At 72.2% G+C, this 16140-nt stretch carries 15 protein-coding genes; 5 read left to right on the top strand and 10 right to left on the bottom strand.

Annotated features, from left to right (window positions below):
* Nucleotides 1-60: 60 nt before the first annotated feature.
* Nucleotides 61-1407: a carbohydrate-binding protein gene (locus tag STBA_RS31360; RefSeq protein WP_077062402.1), complete on the bottom strand. Its 1347-nt coding sequence runs from the start codon at nucleotides 1405-1407 to the stop codon at nucleotides 61-63.
* A gap of 88 nt (nucleotides 1408-1495) precedes the next feature.
* Nucleotides 1496-2476, bottom strand: a complete 981-nt coding sequence (locus STBA_RS31355) for a LysR family transcriptional regulator (protein WP_077062401.1) — start codon at nucleotides 2474-2476, stop codon at nucleotides 1496-1498.
* A 251-nt stretch (nucleotides 2477-2727) separates the two neighbouring features.
* On the opposite strand from STBA_RS31355, the gene STBA_RS31350 reads away from it, so the two are divergent.
* Nucleotides 2728-3270, top strand: a complete 543-nt coding sequence (locus tag STBA_RS31350) for an SRPBCC family protein (RefSeq protein WP_077062400.1) — start codon at nucleotides 2728-2730, stop codon at nucleotides 3268-3270.
* Between the two features lie 187 nt (nucleotides 3271-3457).
* Nucleotides 3458-4645 (top strand): FAD-dependent monooxygenase, encoded by a 1188-nt coding sequence (locus STBA_RS31345; protein WP_077062399.1) that lies wholly within the window; start codon nucleotides 3458-3460, stop codon nucleotides 4643-4645.
* Nucleotides 4646-4730: 85 nt separating this feature from the next.
* Here the strand turns inward: STBA_RS31345 and STBA_RS31340 are convergent, their stop codons facing one another.
* The 5 genes from STBA_RS31340 to STBA_RS31320 all read right to left on the bottom strand — a co-directional run bounded on the left by STBA_RS31340 (nucleotide 4731) and on the right by STBA_RS31320 (nucleotide 10726).
* Complete coding sequence (locus STBA_RS31340; RefSeq protein ID WP_077062398.1) at nucleotides 4731-6608, bottom strand: chorismate-binding protein; 1878 nt, start codon at nucleotides 6606-6608, stop codon at nucleotides 4731-4733.
* Nucleotides 6605-7228: an isochorismatase family protein gene (locus STBA_RS31335; protein ID WP_077062397.1), complete on the bottom strand. Its 624-nt coding sequence runs from the start codon at nucleotides 7226-7228 to the stop codon at nucleotides 6605-6607. The genes STBA_RS31340 and STBA_RS31335 overlap by 4 nt, the downstream gene beginning before the upstream one ends.
* Before the next feature lie 57 nt (nucleotides 7229-7285).
* Nucleotides 7286-8056 carry a 2,3-dihydro-2,3-dihydroxybenzoate dehydrogenase gene (locus tag STBA_RS31330; protein ID WP_077062396.1) on the bottom strand — a complete coding sequence of 257 codons (771 nt, stop codon included), beginning with the start codon at nucleotides 8054-8056 and terminating at the stop codon, nucleotides 7286-7288.
* 67 nt (nucleotides 8057-8123) lie between these two features.
* Nucleotides 8124-9296: a 3-deoxy-7-phosphoheptulonate synthase gene (locus tag STBA_RS31325; RefSeq protein ID WP_077062395.1), complete on the bottom strand. Its 1173-nt coding sequence runs from the start codon at nucleotides 9294-9296 to the stop codon at nucleotides 8124-8126.
* Between the two features lie 263 nt (nucleotides 9297-9559).
* On the bottom strand, nucleotides 9560-10726 hold the full coding sequence (locus STBA_RS31320; protein ID WP_079252258.1) for a transposase: 1167 nt from the start codon (nucleotides 10724-10726) through the stop codon (nucleotides 9560-9562).
* A 555-nt stretch (nucleotides 10727-11281) separates the two neighbouring features.
* On the opposite strand from STBA_RS31320, the gene STBA_RS31315 reads away from it, so the two are divergent.
* Nucleotides 11282-11482, top strand: a complete 201-nt coding sequence (locus STBA_RS31315) for a hypothetical protein (protein ID WP_077062394.1) — start codon at nucleotides 11282-11284, stop codon at nucleotides 11480-11482.
* 105 nt (nucleotides 11483-11587) lie between these two features.
* Here the strand turns inward: STBA_RS31315 and STBA_RS31310 are convergent, their stop codons facing one another.
* Nucleotides 11588-12295, bottom strand: coding sequence for an NAD(P)H-binding protein (locus STBA_RS31310; protein ID WP_077062393.1), 708 nt, complete (start codon nucleotides 12293-12295; stop codon nucleotides 11588-11590).
* Between the two features lie 230 nt (nucleotides 12296-12525).
* On the opposite strand from STBA_RS31310, the gene STBA_RS31305 reads away from it, so the two are divergent.
* Together STBA_RS31305 and STBA_RS31300 are read left to right on the top strand one after the other, a co-directional pair.
* The gene (locus STBA_RS31305; protein ID WP_253195139.1) at nucleotides 12526-13251 is read left to right on the top strand and encodes a TetR/AcrR family transcriptional regulator; all 726 of its coding nucleotides are present in this window, start codon (nucleotides 12526-12528) and stop codon (nucleotides 13249-13251) included.
* 178 nt (nucleotides 13252-13429) lie between these two features.
* Complete coding sequence (locus STBA_RS31300; protein WP_077062392.1) at nucleotides 13430-14434, top strand: ketoacyl-ACP synthase III; 1005 nt, start codon at nucleotides 13430-13432, stop codon at nucleotides 14432-14434.
* Nucleotides 14435-14478: 44 nt separating this feature from the next.
* Here the strand turns inward: STBA_RS31300 and STBA_RS31295 are convergent, their stop codons facing one another.
* Both STBA_RS31295 and STBA_RS31290 read right to left on the bottom strand, forming a co-directional pair.
* Nucleotides 14479-15180: an NAD(P)-dependent oxidoreductase gene (locus STBA_RS31295; RefSeq protein ID WP_077062391.1), complete on the bottom strand. Its 702-nt coding sequence runs from the start codon at nucleotides 15178-15180 to the stop codon at nucleotides 14479-14481.
* Between the two features lie 249 nt (nucleotides 15181-15429).
* Complete coding sequence (locus tag STBA_RS31290) at nucleotides 15430-16110, bottom strand: NAD(P)H-dependent oxidoreductase (protein WP_077062390.1); 681 nt, start codon at nucleotides 16108-16110, stop codon at nucleotides 15430-15432.
* Nucleotides 16111-16140: the final 30 nt, after the last annotated feature.

The following is a 16140-nucleotide window of genomic DNA, read 5'->3' as shown; positions in this document are numbered from 1 at the left end:
GCCTGCGCCGGCCCCCCCCCACCGGCCCGGCCGACGTGCGGCCGGGCCGGTGGGGCGGCGTCAGAGCCGCTGCCACAGGGAGGAAGCGGCGGACGGCTCCCAGCCGGGCTGGGCGGTGTGGCCCTGGAGGCAGCGGTACTCGGCGCCGCCGAAGGTGACCGTGTCGCCGGTCCGGTAGGCGGTGCCGGCCGCCCAGGTGCCACCGGGGTCGCCGGGGCCCGGGTCGTCCGGTCCGCCGTCGCCGCTGGTCACGAGGGTGAGACCGAACTGCGAGAGCAGCGGGTTGATCGGCTGGTGGTAGGTGGTGCCGCCGGTGCGGCAGTTGCCGGAGCCGCCCGAGGTCACGCCCTGCGCCTGGTCGCCGGATATGTAGGAGCCGCCGGAGTCTCCTGGCTCGGCACAGACCGAGGTACGGGTCACGCCGGTGATGGTGCCCTCGGGGTAGGTGACGCTGGTGTTGTGCTGCTGGATCTGGCCGCAGTGCCAGCCCGTGGTGGAGCCGGAACGGCAGATGGCGGCTCCGACCGGGGCCTGCGCCGAGCCCGCGACGGTCACCGTGGTGCCGCCCTGGCCCGCCACCTGCGGGGTGGGGGTCCAGCTGCTGTTGACGGCGACCCAGGCCATGTCGCGGCCGGGGAAGACGGATGCCTGGAACGTGCCCTGTGCGACGCGGTTGTGCCCCTGGGTGGTGGCGCCCGCCCTGCCGCAGTGCCCCGCGGTGGCGAATCCCGGGCTGGTGCCCCGGGTCACCGGGAAGCCCACGGAGCAGCGGCCGGAGTTGTTGATGTAGTACGCCTCGCCGCCGCGGAGATCGTGGTAGGGGCGGGGCTGTTCGGCGGACGGCACGATCCGGACGCGTTCGGGGGACACGTCGGCGGCGGCGAGGAGGGTTTCGGCGGCCTGCTGCTGCCGGGTGTGGAGGACGACCGTGTTGCTGGTGACGTCCACGTACCAGACGGGCGCCCCGGTGGTGGCGTGTGTCCCGGCCGCGTCGTCCAGGGATTCCTTGACGGTTTCCAGCTCCGCCAGGGAGTGCGGAACGACTTCGGCGGTGGCGCCCGCGGCCTCGATGGCGGCGATGTCGTCCTGCTCGGTGGTGGCCACCACGAGCCGGGAGGCCGGGCCCTGTACCCAGGAGCCGGCGAAACTGTCGCCGATGCTCGCGCGGATCTGCGGCTCGGCCAGGGCGGCCCGGTGTTCGTTCGCGGCGCGGGCGGTGGCCTGCTCCGCGTCGAGGCCGAGGTCGCGCTGCATCGCGTCCAGCATTCCGGCGGGGAGCCGGGGGGTGTCGGCCGCGGTCGCGGGCGGTGCGGCGCCGGGGTGGCCGGCCGCCGCCGGTGCGGTGGTGGCGATGAGGGCGGCTGCCGCGGCGACTGCCGCGATCGCCGCACCACGTCTGCGGTGCATGAGGGCACTCCTCGCTGTCGGGGGTTGCCGGAACCGTAGCGGCCCCCACCGCAGTGCGTGCACCTGTCAAAAACGTTATGCCGCGGCCTTATGACGCGGCCGAGCCCGGCCACGAGGCCGTGCCGAACTCCGGGTGTTCCGCGAGCCAGGCCGGGAAACCGGCGCTGCGGCGCACCGCCTCCCCGTACACCCCGCGGGCGTGCCCCAGGATGTCGGTGGCCACCGGCTCCGGCGGGCTGTCCGGCCGCCGGCCGAGCAGGTGGCGCCAGCTCAGCGGGGCACCGGCCAGCGGCCGGACCACGACGCCGGGTGTGGGCGGCAGGGTTGCCCGGCACAGCCCCACGGCGGTGCCGACCTGCACCAGGTGAACGCACGCCGCGACGTCCGTCTCGTAGAACGACGCCGGGGAGAATCCGGCCCGGGAGCAGGCGGCGACGAAGCAGTCGCCGAAGCAGCCGTCCCCCGGGGCGCTGACCCAGCGTTCCCCGGCCAACTGGGCCAGCTCAAGCTCCCGTTCGGCGGCGCGGGGGTGGCCCTCGGCGAGCATGACGAACACCGGGTCGGTGCCGACCGGTTGCCACAGCAGCCGGTCGCCTTCCGGCGGCGGGCTCTGGCCGCAGACGCCGATGAGCGCGATGTCGACGCGGCCGGCGGCCGCCAGGGAGCTGATCTCGGCCACGGACCAGGCCGTGTGGAGCCCGACGGAGACGTCCGGGTAGGCCGTGGTGAGCTTGTCGACCAGGCCGCCGAGCAGCGGGCCGTGGGTGCCGCCGACGCGTAACCGCCGCACGCTCCCCATCGCCCGCGCGAAGCGGATGGCCTCGTCCTGGAGCTCCTGGACGGCGGGGAGCACCACCTGGGCCCGTTCGAGCACCAACTCGCCGAGCGGGGTGGGGCGGGCGCCGGAGCGGTCGCGGAGGAACAGCGCTCCGCCGAGCGCCCGTTCGATCCGCTTGAGCTGGGTGCTGAGGGCGGGCTGCGCGACCCCCAGCAGTCCGGCCGCCTTGTTGAGACTGCCCGTCTCCGCGATGGCCCGAATGGCCTTGAGGTGCCGCAACTCCAGTTCCATGTCCGGAACGTACGGTCCACGGGGCACTCCCGCAATCCGTCCCGCGCCCCTGCCGCACGCGGCCGGGCGGCCGCCCGTGAGCGGCGGCGGGCCCGCGGACCGGCGGACTCGGGGCAGATCCCGCACGGCTCGCCGCCGTTCATTCCGCCTGTCCGGCGACGAGCGCGGAACGCGTCCGGACGTCCGCGGACTTGACTGACACGTGCCGCGGCCGTTGACCGGTTTCCACCGGACTCGCCACGCTTTTGACCATGGCTGATACCAAAATCGAGCACGCGTCGATCTTTCAGGTGAGTGCCGAAGTATATGTTGCGGCGTCGCCGGAAGAGGTGTACGCCGTGGTCAGCGACCTCCCTCGCAGCGGCGAGTGGAGCATCGAATGCAGGGGCGGAAACTGGGTCTCCGGCCGGCCGGGAACCGTGGGCGCGGTCTTTCGCGGGGAGAACCACCGTACCGAGGACGTGGTGGCCTGGGCGCCTGTCGTCCGGGGCGACTGGACCACGGAATCCGAGGTAGTCGCGGCCGAACCGGGGCGTACGTTCCGCTGGTCGATCCGGAATCATGCGGGGCAGCGCCAGGAAAGCATCTGGTCCTTCGACATCCGGGCCGCGGACGGAGGCAGCGTACTGGTCCACCATTACTGGATGGGTGAAGCCACCGAGGGCATCCGCGGAATCACCGCCAAGATGGACGCGGCGGAGAAGGAGAAATTCTTCGCCGACTGGAGCGACAAGCTGAAGACGGATCTCGCGGCGACCGTCCAGCGCATCAAGAAGGTCATCGAAAGGGCCTGATTTCCGTTCCCCGCGGGATGGCGGCACCGGGCGCCCGGTGCGCGCGGGGAACGGAGAGCCACGGCACCGCCCGGGGCGCGAGCCGCCGGCCGGTGCCGTGGCGCACCTGCGGGGCCCGGCCGGGGCCCGCAGGTGCGCCACGGACGACAGCGTGGCAGGCACCGGCGGAAAGGGCAGAAGGAGCGGCATGGCGAGGATAGTTATTGTCGGCGGCGGGATCGGCGGTCTTGCGACGGCCATCGGCGTCGCCGGGAGCGGGCACCGGGCGGTCGTACTGGAGCGCAGCGACGACTTCACCGAACTCGGCGCGGGCATCCAGCTCGCGCCGAACGGCATCCACGCGCTCGACCGTCTCGGTCTCGGCGAGGCGGTGCGCGGATGTGCCGTGCACATCGACGAGTTGCGCTTCATGGACGGGGTGACGGGCGAGCACGTGGTGAGCCTGCCGCTGACCGGGGAGTACCGCCGCAGGTTCGGCAACCCGTATGTGGTGGTGCACCGCGGTGAGCTGTACCGGCTGCTGCTCGACGCCTGCCGCGACTCCCCCGCGATCGACCTGCGCGCCGGCTGCCCGGCCACCGGGTACCGGCAGGACGGCGGGTCGGCGACGGTGCTCCTCGACGGGGGCGAACAGGTCACCGGCGACGCGGTGATCGGGGCGGACGGCATCCATTCGGCGATCCGCAGGCAGCTCGTCGACGACGGCGAGCCGCGCGTCTCGGGCATCACGGTGTACCGGACGATCATCCCGATGGAGCGGGTGCCGCGTGAGCTGCGGTGGAACGCGGTCACCTGGTGGGCCGGGCCGGGACGGCACTTCGTGCACTACGCGATCGCCGGCGGCACCTACCTCAACCTCGCGCCGAGCGTGGAGAACGGCGCCACCGAGGCCATCTCCGGAGTACCGGTGGACAAGGACACCGTGCGGCGGACGTTCGCCCCGCTCGGCGACACCGCGCAGCGGCTCCTGGCGCTGGGCGAGGAGTGGAAGTCGTGGGTGCTGGTGGACCGGGACCCGGTGGACAAGTGGACCGACGGCCGGGTCGCGCTGCTCGGCGACGCGGCGCACCCGATGCTGCACTACGCCGCGCAGGGCGCCTGCCAGGCGCTTGAGGACGCCGTGCTGCTCGGTGACCTGCTCGACGGGTGCACCGACGCGTTCGCCGAGCGGTTCGAGAAGTACCACGCGGAACGGCGCGACCGCACCGCGCGGATCACGCATCTCGCGCGGGAGAGCACCCGGCTGTGGCACCCGGCCGGAGCGGCGGCCGAGGCGCGCAACGCGACGCTGTCCTCGATGTCCCCCGGGCAGCTGCACGACTACGTGGCCTGGATGCACGGGATGCGGGACTTCGGCGGTGAGGCGGCCCGCTGAGGCCGGCGGGCCCGGCGAGGCCCAGGAAGGCGCGGGGAAGTACGCGGCGGTGCGCCCGGCGGAGCGGGGGCGCACCGCCGCCGCGTCACGCCCCGGCGAGGTCGGTCAGCAGACCGGCGAGGATACGCACCCCGTCCTGGGTCAGGACCGACTCGGCGTGGAACTGCACCGACGCGAAGTGCGGCCCGCGCAGGGCATGGACCTCCCCGGTCGTCCGGTCCCTGCTCACCTCCACCGCGCCCACGCCCGGGCATTCCGCCTTGTCCTCGTCCCAGCGGGCGGCGAACGTGTTGTAGAAGCCGACGCGTTGCCGGGCGCCGAAGAAGTCGATCTCCCGCTGCGCGCCCTGGTTCGGGACCTCCCTGCGGACCAGGTCGAAGCCGAGCCGCAGGCCGAGCACCTGGTGGCTGAGGCAGACGGCGAGGAACGGGCGCCGCGCGGCCAGCAGCGCGCCGACCGCCGCGTGCAGATGCGCGATCTTGGGGTGCCCGGTGGCCCGCGGATCGCCGGGCCCGGGGCCGAGCACCACCAGGTCGTGGTCGTCGAACGCGTAGGGCTCGTCGAAGCGCCGCACCGTCACCGAGAGCCCGAGCGACCGGAGTTGGTGGCCGAGCATGGAGGTGAACGTGTCCTCCGCGTCGACGACCAGGGCCGTGCGCCCGGCCAGCGCCGGGTGCGCGGGGACGGCCGCCCTCTCCCCCGCGAGCCAGAAGCCGGCGACGGTCGCGTTGCGTTCGGCCAGGGCGGCCTCGACGCCGGGGTGGCCGGCGAAGCGGGCCGGGCGCCCGCCGTCGAGCGCGGCGAGCAGCGCGGCGGCCTTCGCCCGCGTCTCCTCGACCTCGGAGGCGGGATCGGAGTGGCGCACCAGGGTGGCGCCCACGCCGATGTCGAGGTGGCCGTCGCCGCCGATGTCCGCGGTGCGGATGACGATGGAGGAATCCATGGTGTGCGCGCCCCGTTCGTCCCTGCCGATGAGCGCGACGACGCCGCTGTAGTAGCCGCGGCCGGCCGGCTCGTGCCGGCCGATGACGCGGCAGGCGCTCTCCAGCGGGCTGCCGGTGACGGTCGGGGCGAACAGCGTCTCGCGCAGGATCTCCCGCGGATCGCGGGTGCTGCGCCCCTCGATGAGGTATTCGGTGTGCGCGAGCCGGGCCATCTCCTTCAGGAACGGGCCCCTGACCTCGCAGCCGCTGTCGCAGATGCGGGTCATCATCTTCAGTTCCTCGTCGAGGACCATGTACAGCTCGTCGGTCTCCTTGCGGTCGGCGAGGAAGTCCAGCACACCGGACAGCGCGGGACCGGACGGCGGGTAGCGGTAGGTGCCGCTGATCGGGTTCATCACGACCGTGCCGCCGGACAGGCTGATGTGCCGCTCCGGCGAGGCGCCGACGAGGGTGCGGGTGCCGGTGTGCACGAGGTAGGTCCAGTAGGCGCCCGCCTCCTGCTCCAGCAGCCGGCGGAAGAAGGACAGGGCGCTCGGCGGGCCGTAGTCGGCGATCCGGGCGCGGTAGGACCGTTTGATCACGAAGTTGGCGCCCTCCCCCGTGCCGATCTCGTCCGCGACGACGTCGCGCACCACGGCGGCGTAGGCGTCGTCGTCCGGCACGAAGTGCCCGCCCGTCGGCGTGGTGGGGACGTCCGGCAGCCGACGCAGCGCATCGGTCACCGGCACGGTGTCCTGGGCGGTGACGGTCAGGGCGAGCAGCGGCTCGCCGTCGTCCGCGCAGGCGTAGCCGCGTTCGCGGATCTGCCGGTAGGGGACGAGGGCCAGCACGTCGTGCCGGGCGCGGCCGGCTGGCCCTGGCCCTCGCCCCGGGAGGGGCAGATCGGCGAGCGTGTCCCGGGTGGAGATGTCGCCGACGAGCACGTCCAGCCGCGCGGCGCCGGTGGCCCCCGGCCGGTACAGCAGGGCGAACGGCGGCGGCTGGGGCGCGAGTACGCGTGCGAGCAGGTCGTGTGTCACGCGAAGACCTCCTTCGAGGTGGTGACCACGGCGCAGCGCTGGGCCGCGTAGTCGAGGGCGAGCCGGTGGTGGCGGGGCGAGAAGTCCGCGACGGCGTCGGCGGCGAGGAAGGTCTGGATGTCGTGGGTGAACGCCTCGACGGCGGTCATCAGCACCCCGACGTGCGCGTAGACGCCGCAGATCACCAGCTGGTCGCGGCCCAGGGCGCGCATCCGTGCCAGCAGGTCGGAGCGGAAGAACGCGCTGTAGCGCCACTTGGTGAGCAGCCAGTCCCCCGCCGCGGGCGCGACCTCGGGCACGATCCTGCGGTGCTCGGGGTCGACGCGCATGCCCGGGCCCCAGAAGTCCTTGAGCAGCCCGCGCTGTTCTTCGCTCATGCCGCCCGGCTGCGCGGTGTAGGCGACAGGAACGCCCTGGGCGGCGCAGCGTTCGCGCAGCCGCGCGGCGTTGCGCACCAGCTCCTCGCGGAGTGTGCCGGGCAGCGGCGCGAGGAAGTAGCGCTGCATGTCGTGTACCAGCAGAACGGCACGGCGCGGGTCCGCGGCCCACGGGGCGACGTTGCCGGGCAGGTCGCCCGCGGTCGGCATTGCGTACGGTTCGATGACAGGTATGCCGGTCATGGCTTCTTCTCCGCCTTTTCTCCGCGTGGGTCTCCGCCGTTTCGGATCGCGTCGCGCCTACACGCCGAGGGTGGCGCCGCCGTCGACGGTGAGGCCGTGCATGGTGATGTGGGCGGCCTGGTCGGACAGCAGGAACGCGACGGCGTCGGCGATGTGTTCCGGCTCGGCGAGCCGGCCCAGCGGTATGCCCACCCGGTATGCCTCCGGCCGGCCCTCGATGGTGCCCTTCCGGCCGGTCTCGTCGTGCCACATCGAGCTGAGCATCGGGGTGTCGGTGGAGCCGGGGGCGACGATGTTGCAGCGGATGCCGTGCTTGGCGACTTCGAGGCCGAGGCATTTGGTGAACATGGTGGCGGCGGCCTTCGACGCGGCGTAGGCCGCCATGTCGGTGCGCGCGGTGCCCGCGGCGTTCGACGCCACGGTGACGATCGCGCCGCGGCCGCGCGGGACCATCCGGTTGACGACGGCCCGCGACATCAGGAAGACGCCGGTGGCGTTGACCGCCAGGGTGGTCTCCCAGTCCTGGTCGCTCAGGTGCCGCGCCTCTGCGAGCCGCAGCACGCCCGCGGCGTTGACCAGGAAGTCCAGTGGTCCCAGGCGGCGTTCGACGGCGTCGACGACGGCCTCGACCTCGGCGCGGCCGGTGACGTCGGCCGGGAACGCCTCGGCGTTGAGGCCGTCGGCGGTCAGCTTCTGCACGGTTTGCAGCAGGCGTTCGGCGTCGCGGTCCACCGCGGCCACGGTGGCGCCCCGTTCGCCCAGGGCGCGGGCCACGGCGGCGCCGATGCCGCCTGCCGCTCCGGTGACCAGTGCGGTTCTGTGCTCCATCTGTCGGTCCTCCTCGTTCGGGCGGTGCGTGTGCGGCGTGCCGGTCCTCGTCCGGTCCTGGCCCGGCTCAGCCGTTCCAGGCCGAGACCACGGACACCGCCTGTTCCGGGCGGAGCCGCGGGTCGCAGAGGCTCGTGTACTTGTCGCGGGTCTCGTCGACGGCAGAGGGGTTGGGGACGCATTCGGTCACCTGGTCGGGCGTGGTCTCCAGGTGGATTCCGCCGGCGACGCCCTCGCCCGCGCGGACCGCTGCCTGGAAGTCCTGTACCTCGCGCACGATCCACTCCACGTACCGGGTCTTGAGCCCGTCGGGTGCGGTGACGGTGTTGCCGTGCATGGGGTCGGTGAGCCAGATGACCGGATGCCCCGCGGCCCGGACCGCGGCCACCAGGGGCGGCAGCCGGTCGGCGACGGCGGTGGCGCCCATCCTGGCGATCAGGGTGAGCCGGCCGGGCTCGCGGCCCGGGTCGAGCCGTTCGCACAGCGCGAGCAGGTCCCCGGTGGTCATGCCCGGCCCGACCTTGCAGGCCACGGGGTTGGCGACCGCGGCGAGCAGCGTGACGTGCGCGCCGTCGGCCTGCCGGGTCCGCTCCCCGATCCACGGCCAGTGCGTGGAGGCGAGGAAGGTCCGGCCGGCCGCGTCGCGCCGCAGCAGCGGTACCTCGTAGTCGAGGACGAGGGCCTCGTGGCTGGTCCACACCGGCGGGTCGATGCGCGGCCCGTCCGGGCGCCGCCGCCAGCCGAGGTGGTCCATCACCTCGCCGGCCGCCTGGTAGCAGTCGAGCAGGCGCTGCGGGTCGGGGCGCCTGCCCTGCGGGTCGGGCTCGGGACCGTTGACGATGTGCCCCCGGTAGACGGGGAGTTCGAGTTCGCCGACGCGTTCCGTGGGGTGGGAGCGCGGCTTGCCGAACTGGCCGGCGATGCGTCCCGCCCGCACCACGGGCCGGTGGGTGATGCCCTTCAGGACGCCGGCGAGCACGTCGAGCAGGCCGGCCTTGCGGGCGACGTCGCCCGCGGTGGACTCCGCGGGGTCCTCGGCGCAGTCGCCGGCCTGTATCACGTGCGCCTGCCCCGCGGCGACGGCGGCGAGCACCGAACGCAGGGTGTACACGTCGTCGGCGCCGACGAGCGCGGGGGCGGCCCCCAGCTCCTCCCGCACGCGCCGGACGTGTTCGGCGTCGTCCCACCGCGGCTGCTGCCGCGCCGTTTCGGACTTGATGTCGAGCACAGGGTTGTCCACTGATCTCTCCCGTGGTGGATTGACCGGTATGCGCGTGCGTCGCGCGGGCCGCGTGCGGGGAGGCGCGGGTGCGTGCGGGGGTGCGCCGAGTGGGCGGCGACCGGCAACCCGATCCTGTAGCCGTGGGCCGCCGGTGGCCAACGAGCCGTGTGTCACTTCGTCAGGTACCGCCGCGTTCGGGCGCGGCGGACGGCGGAACGGCGGTGGGCGGCGGCTCCCGGTGCCGGGAGCCGCCGCCCACCGCGGTGCCGCGCGGCGCGGCGTCAGCCCGTGCCGCCCGCCGCGAACGTGCCGTGCGCGGACGTCAGGACGGACACGGCGTGCGCGGCCGAGGCCAGGGTCACGTGGCGGTGCCAGCCGTCGAACGAGCGACCCGCGTAGTCCTCGATGCCGACGTTCTTGGCGACCTCGTCGAAGTCGTACTCGACGCGGTCGAGGAGCGCGCAGAGCTTGAGCAGGACGGCGGGGTGCACCTTCAGCATGTCGGTGAGCCACAGCTGCGGCGAGTCCGGGGCGTTGATGTCGGCGAGGCCGAGCAGCACCATCTGCCGGGCGCCGCACGCCCTGCGCAGCCCCGTCCTTCCGGCGTGGTACTTGACGGCCACGTGCGCCAGCCGGCCCGGACGCAGGGCACCCCCGGGACCTGGCTCGCGCCGGCGGACGGGCTGCGACGTGCCCTTGGCGGCTCGTATGATCTCCGCCGCCTGCATGACCGTGGAGCCGCGGTGGCCGGTCAGCGCCGGGTCGGTGACGGTGAGGGGGACCGATGCGTCGATGCGGGTCACGAACGGGATGCCCCGGCGGCCGAGCCGGTCGACGATCGTGGTGACGTCCATCAGGCGGGAGTCGAAGACGACGGGCCGGACGGGCATCGCCCAATCGGATACCAGCTCGACACACAGTTTCGCGGCCCGGTCGGCTAGCGTCTCCAGCTCGGCGTTGTCCGGGATCGAGGCACGGCTCCGCCGCGGGGCGTCCTCGATCCAGCCCTGGGGCAGGTGGAGACCCCAGTTGACGGGGCTGCTCCGGCTGCCCGAGGCGGCCCATACCCCGATGGCCTGCTGCGCGTTGAGCACGCGGCCCGCGGCCGGGACGAACTTGCGGTCCACGCCGACCGAGTGCTGCCCGGCCTTGCGGATCACCATGTTCTGCACCACCCAGGCGGCCACCGGCAGGCGCGGGACCAGGTACTGCGCCAGGGCTTGGCGCACCGGTGTCCAGTCCCAGGTCGACTCGCTGATGAAGTGGTGCAGGCTCTGGTCCGTCGCCCGGCCGCCGAGCAGGTGGGCCATGTTTCTTATTGATTTGCGCCCGGGAGTCTCCAGGAGACCCCGGACGTATTCGACACCTTTTTTGCGCTGGTCAGCGCGCGGCAGCGAAGCGAATAGTGACCGGGATATTTCGGCGAGCAAACTCCCGGAGCACCCCACGCCTCCAGGTAAACCACTCGCGTAGCCACTGTCGCGTTCTATCCGTGCCAATGGAAGCCATACTGCATTCACGGCGTACCCCCGAGTAGATTGCTCCCGCAAGCCAAGAGTCAACGCCTGCGGACTATCGTGGCAACATCTAACGGATCTCGACGGTTTCGCACGCGGGCATGACGGGGTGATGATTCCGCAGTTCCCCCAGGAAGACCCTGCCGGTGTCCCTCCGGCAGCAAGTCGTCACCGTGCGGTGACATGGTCTGGAATCAACCGGCTACTCGGCCAGCGCGCAGCCGTTACCCGCCGCCAACGTCCCTTACACCTTCCTGTGCGCCCCTGTCGCACCTTGTCCGCTGCATGGGAATCAACAAACCGGACCTGACTTTATTGCCGCTTCCCTCACGCCACCACCACCGGCATCTTTTTATGTCACCTGCCACGCTGATGAGGGAGAACGCGGGAGGCGGGACCCGAAGGCGTCCGGGTCCCCGGAGGGAAGGTGACGAACTGTTCCCGTCCCCGTTGACCACTCCGACCCACGCTTGCACCGTCGCAGGTATGAGCGGCAAGGCAGGACCGGAGGATCAAACGCCCGAACCATCGAAGACGACACGGCAGGCGGCCTTTTCGGAGGAAACCTACACGCTGGCGGGCCGCCTCGAAGGCACCGCCCTGCGCGAGGATCTGCCAGTCCCCGCCGACGAGACCTATACCCTCGCCGGACTACTCGACCTCGAACGGGAAACCCCGCCCGGCTGATGTGGCGCCCGCCACCGCGCGCACGCCGGGGAAAACAGGTTTTTTCGGCCGGAGTCGCCGCGCCGCGGCCCGGAGCCGTCGCACCAGCAGGTGTGCGGCAGCAAATCAGCGGTAGGGAAAGGGCTTGGAAGCCGCGCGCCGCAGCGGCCGCAGGACGGCCGGCCCCGGCGTTCGCCCGGTGGTGACCACGTGAATGGTCCTGCCGCAGTCGCGGCTGCCGACGGCGCGGGTGAGCAGCGCGTGGGCGAGGTCGGCGCGTGAGGTGTACCGGCCGGGCACCCCGTCCCCGGTCACCCGGTAGTCCGTGACCGTGACGTCGTCGAAGAGCACCGCGGGACGGACGATGGTCCAGTCGAGAGAACTCGCCCGCACGATGCTCTCCATGCGCCGCATGTCCTGGTGGACACCCCGCCACCGCCGCCGCAGCAGCGGCCGGACGTTCCCGAGGGACACCGGTGCCCCGTCCGGCGGGCCGGTGCCCGCGACACCCGCGGAGCTCACGCAGACCACGCGCCGCAGCCCGTGGCGGACCATCGCCTTGACGATGTTGTAGGTGCCCCGCGAATAGAGCGAGACGTCCCTGCTGCCCACGGGCGCGCCGATGGCCGAGATGACCGCGTCCTGTCCGGCCATCACCCAGTCCACCGCGTCGGCGTCCAGCACGTCGGCCGCGGCGATCTGGAGCACCACGTCGTTGAAGGGGAAGGCGAGGGGCCGGCGGGTGATGGCGGTCACGCTGTGGCCCGCGGCCATCGCCATGGCCGTGGCCATGCGTCCGGTGGGGCCGTTGGCGCCGAACACGACGAGCTTCATGGGAGGTCTCCGTTGCGCGGGCTCCGCCGGGGTGCCGACGGCGGACGGGCCGCGCGGCGCCGGGCGGGGAGGTGTGGAGGAGCGCGGCCGGCCGGCGGATGCCCCGCGAACGGCACCATCACCCATACTTCAGCCGCCGAACACGGAACGAGCACCGGTACATTGGTCCACCTCCCGATCAATGTACTACCCCCTTTTACCACCGGGGATACGATGACCGGGGAAGGGCGGTGGAGATCATCACGGGTAAGCCACAGGAGGACGACGCGGCGCCCACATGCGGTGGTCGGAGCGTATGGCTGCGACCGCCGCCCGCCACGCGGAACGGGCCGCCCCTGACCAGGGAGCGCATCACCGAGGCGGCCGTCGCCCTGCTGGACGAGGAGGGCATCGAGCGGCTGACGATGCGCCACCTCGCGGAGCGCCTCCAGGTGGGCGCGACCACCCTCTACTGGCACATCGACACCAAGGACGATGTCATCGACCTCGCGGTGGACGCCATCTTCGCCGAGGCCGCGGTGCCTGGGGAGCGCGCCGGGAGCTGGCGGGACGACGTGGTCGCGCTGCTCACCGGATGCCGGGCCACGCTCCTGAAGCACCCCTGGTCGGCGGCGCTGCCGTTGCGGCAGCGGCCGGTGATCGGGCCCAACTTCCTGATGTGGATGGAGTACCTCCAGGCGACGCTGGTCCGGGCCGGGCTCACGGGCCGGCACGTCCAGGCGGCGTGCTGGCTGCTGTACAGCCACGTCCAGGGCTCCACCGCGAGCCAGTCGAACCTGCGCTGGACGGACGCGGAACGCCACGCGGCGCACGAGCAGTTGGGCCGCCACAGCCACCGGTATCCGACGCTGCTCGACCACAGTTACGTGCTGGACGACGAGTGGGACGAGAACTTCCGCCTCGGCCTGACGTACGTCCTGGACGGACTCGAGGCGCAGATCCGCTCCGCATCATAGCCATCCCCGCGGCCGGGCCATCCGCGCGGCTGGGCGCCCGGTCGTACCGCCGCCGCTCACCTGACAGACCCGTACGCATTGTCTGGACCGTCTCCGTGCACGTGCACTGTCCTGTTTCCCAAGTGCTTTTTCATGGGTGCGGTGCTCCGCCACTGACTGGACGATAACGGAGCAATAAATGATCACATACGGTGCTGCGCACCGGGTTGCAGGCGTGCTCGGAACGGGTTCCTACGTGCCGAGCCGCGTCATCACCAACAAGGACGTGGGCGAATTGGTGGGGACGACCGAGGAGGCGATCCACCGGAAAACCGCCATTCGCGAACGCCGTTGGGCGAAATCCGAGGAGGCGACGTCCGACCTGGCCCTGGCCGCCGCACGAGCGGCCATGGAACAGGCGGGCGTCCGGGCCTCGCAGCTCGGGCTCGTCCTCGTGGCCACCTCGACCCCGGACTCCCCCCAGCCGCCGACGGCCTGTGTCGTCGCGGACGAACTCGGCGCCCCGGACGGCACCACGGCCTTCGACATCAACTCCGTGTGCAGCGGCTTCGCGTTCGCGCTCACGGTCGCCGAGCGCATGCTCGCGGACGCGGACACCGACCACGCCCTCGTCATCGGCGCCGACGTCTACTCACGCATCCTCTCCCCCGACGACCGCCGCACGACCGTGCTGTTCGGCGACGGCGCCGGGGCCGTCGTCCTGGGCCGCGGCGGCCGGCAGCAGCTCGTCGCGACGCGGCTGGCCAGTTTCTCGAGCGCGCGTGACCTCGTGGGAGTGCCCGCCGGGGGCAGCCGGATTCCCCCCACGGAGGAAACGGCCAGGGAAGGGCTGCACTACTTCACCATGAACGGCCGCGGCGTACGGGACTTCGTCGAGGCCGAAGTCGTTCCCGGAATTCAGGCGTTCCTCGCCGACCAGGGCGTGCGGCCCGAGGAGATAGCGCACTTCGTGCCGCACCAGGGGAACGGCAGAATGCTGGCGGACATGGCCGCGCAGCTCGGTATTCCCCTGGAGAAAACGGCGACCACGGTCACCGATTACGGGAACACCGGCGCCGCCTCGGTACCGGTCACCTGGGACCGGCTCAACCGTTCGGGCGCCGTGGCCCGTGGCGATCTGATCCTGCTGGCCGCGTTCGGCGGCGGGATGTCGATGGGGCTCGCGCTGCTGCGCGCCCGGTAGCGGCGGCGTCCTGCGGCCCTCACGGGCCGCAGGAGCCGCAGGGATCACCGCTTGTTCCCGATGTGCAGGGCCTCCTTGACGAAGACGCCGAAGTAGCTCGGCACGCCCCGGGTGGTGATGACCTCGACGGCGGAACGGACGTGGCGCCCGTCGACGGCCGCGCGCACCAGCGCGTCCGCGAGGTCACGGCGCGAGGTGAAACGCCCGGGGATGCGCGGCTCCCCGACGACGTAGTCGGTGACCTCGTCGCCGTCGAAGAGCCCGGCGGGACGCAGGACGGTCCACTCCAGGTCGGTGCCGCGCAGCAGTTCCTCCATGCGGCCCATGTCCGCGTAGATGGTGCGCCCCAGCTTCAGCAGGATCGGCGCGATCACCTTGCGGAACATCAGCGTCTCGCCCGGCGCGTGTTCGGGGGTGACGCCGATCGAGCTGACGCAGACCAGGCGCCGGACGCCGTGGCCGGCCATCGCCCGCGCGATGTGCGCCGCGCCCTGGGAGTAGACCGTCACGTTCTCCTTCGTATAGGGGACGCCGAGCGTGGAGATGACGGCGTCGTGCCCGGCGACCGCCCGGTCCACGGCGGCCGCGTCCATGACGTCCGCGCCGACGACCTCGGGGCGGTGTGCGCCCGCCGGGAAGGCATCCGGGCGCCGGGTGACGGCGGTGACGGAATGCCCCTCGGCGAGGGCCTGTTCGGTGGCGAGCCGGCCCGTCGGGCCGCTGGCGCCGAAGATCACCAGTTTCACGTGTTCCTCCTGTGGGGGTGCGACAGCATCGGCTGTCCGTGGGGGGCACGGCGTCTGACGTAACGGCTACCCCACCGCACGGTGCCATGCCGCGGCGGGCGCGGCGCGGTACCGGGCGGGGCAGGAAAAACCCCGGGCGGCCGTGCGCGCTGCGAGGCGGCACGGCCCCCGGGGCGGGGCACCCGTCGCGACGTCTGCGGCTCGGCCCCGGCGCCCGGGGGCGCGGGGGCCGTGCCGTGGCCGCCGTCGTCAGTTCATGGACAGCCGGGGGAACTTCCTGGTGAGGTCGTCCAGGGTGACGTACTTGATGGCGGACTCGGTCTGCTGGAGCCCGATCTGGTACGCCCTGGCCACCTCCACCAGGCGCAGCGCCTGGTACTCGATGGCCCTCAGGTTGTCCTCGTGCACGTTGTTCGCCTCATGCCGCGAGATGCTGCACGTGCCGTACGGGGACCCGTTGTTCTCGGAGCCGAGGATCTCGACGCTCGACCCGTTGGGGACGATGAGCGAGCCCCAGTGGCACAGCGAGTTGTGCACGGCCAGGATCGTGGTCTGCGCCCCCGAGTGCGGGGCGGACCCGGAGGCGAATACGGTGACCGCCTTGTTCACGAGCTTTCCCGGAATGGCGACAGGGCCCGAGTGATCGATGAAGTTGATGATCTGCGGCGCGGGGAGACCGAAGTGCACGGGCGTGCCGATCATGATGGCGTCGGCCCATACGAGGTCCTCAAGTGTCGCCACCTTGAGGTCGGCGGTGTCGGTTTCCAGTGCGGAATACGCCTCCTTGTCCAGCACCATCGGGTCGGGAAGTTCACCGACCTTCAGCAGCCGGGTCTCGGCACCCGCCTTCGCGGCGGCATCCGCCGCGGCGGCGGCGAGCTGGTAGGTGTTTCCGCTCCGGGAATGGAAGATGATGGCAACCTTGGTCACGGGGCACTCCTCGCAGGTGAACGTCGCTGG

This window comes from Streptomyces sp. MP131-18 (genome assembly GCF_001984575.1).
Lineage (GTDB): Bacteria > Actinomycetota > Actinomycetes > Streptomycetales > Streptomycetaceae > Streptomyces > Streptomyces johnsoniae.
This window is presented reverse-complemented; position numbering and strand designations above follow the sequence as displayed.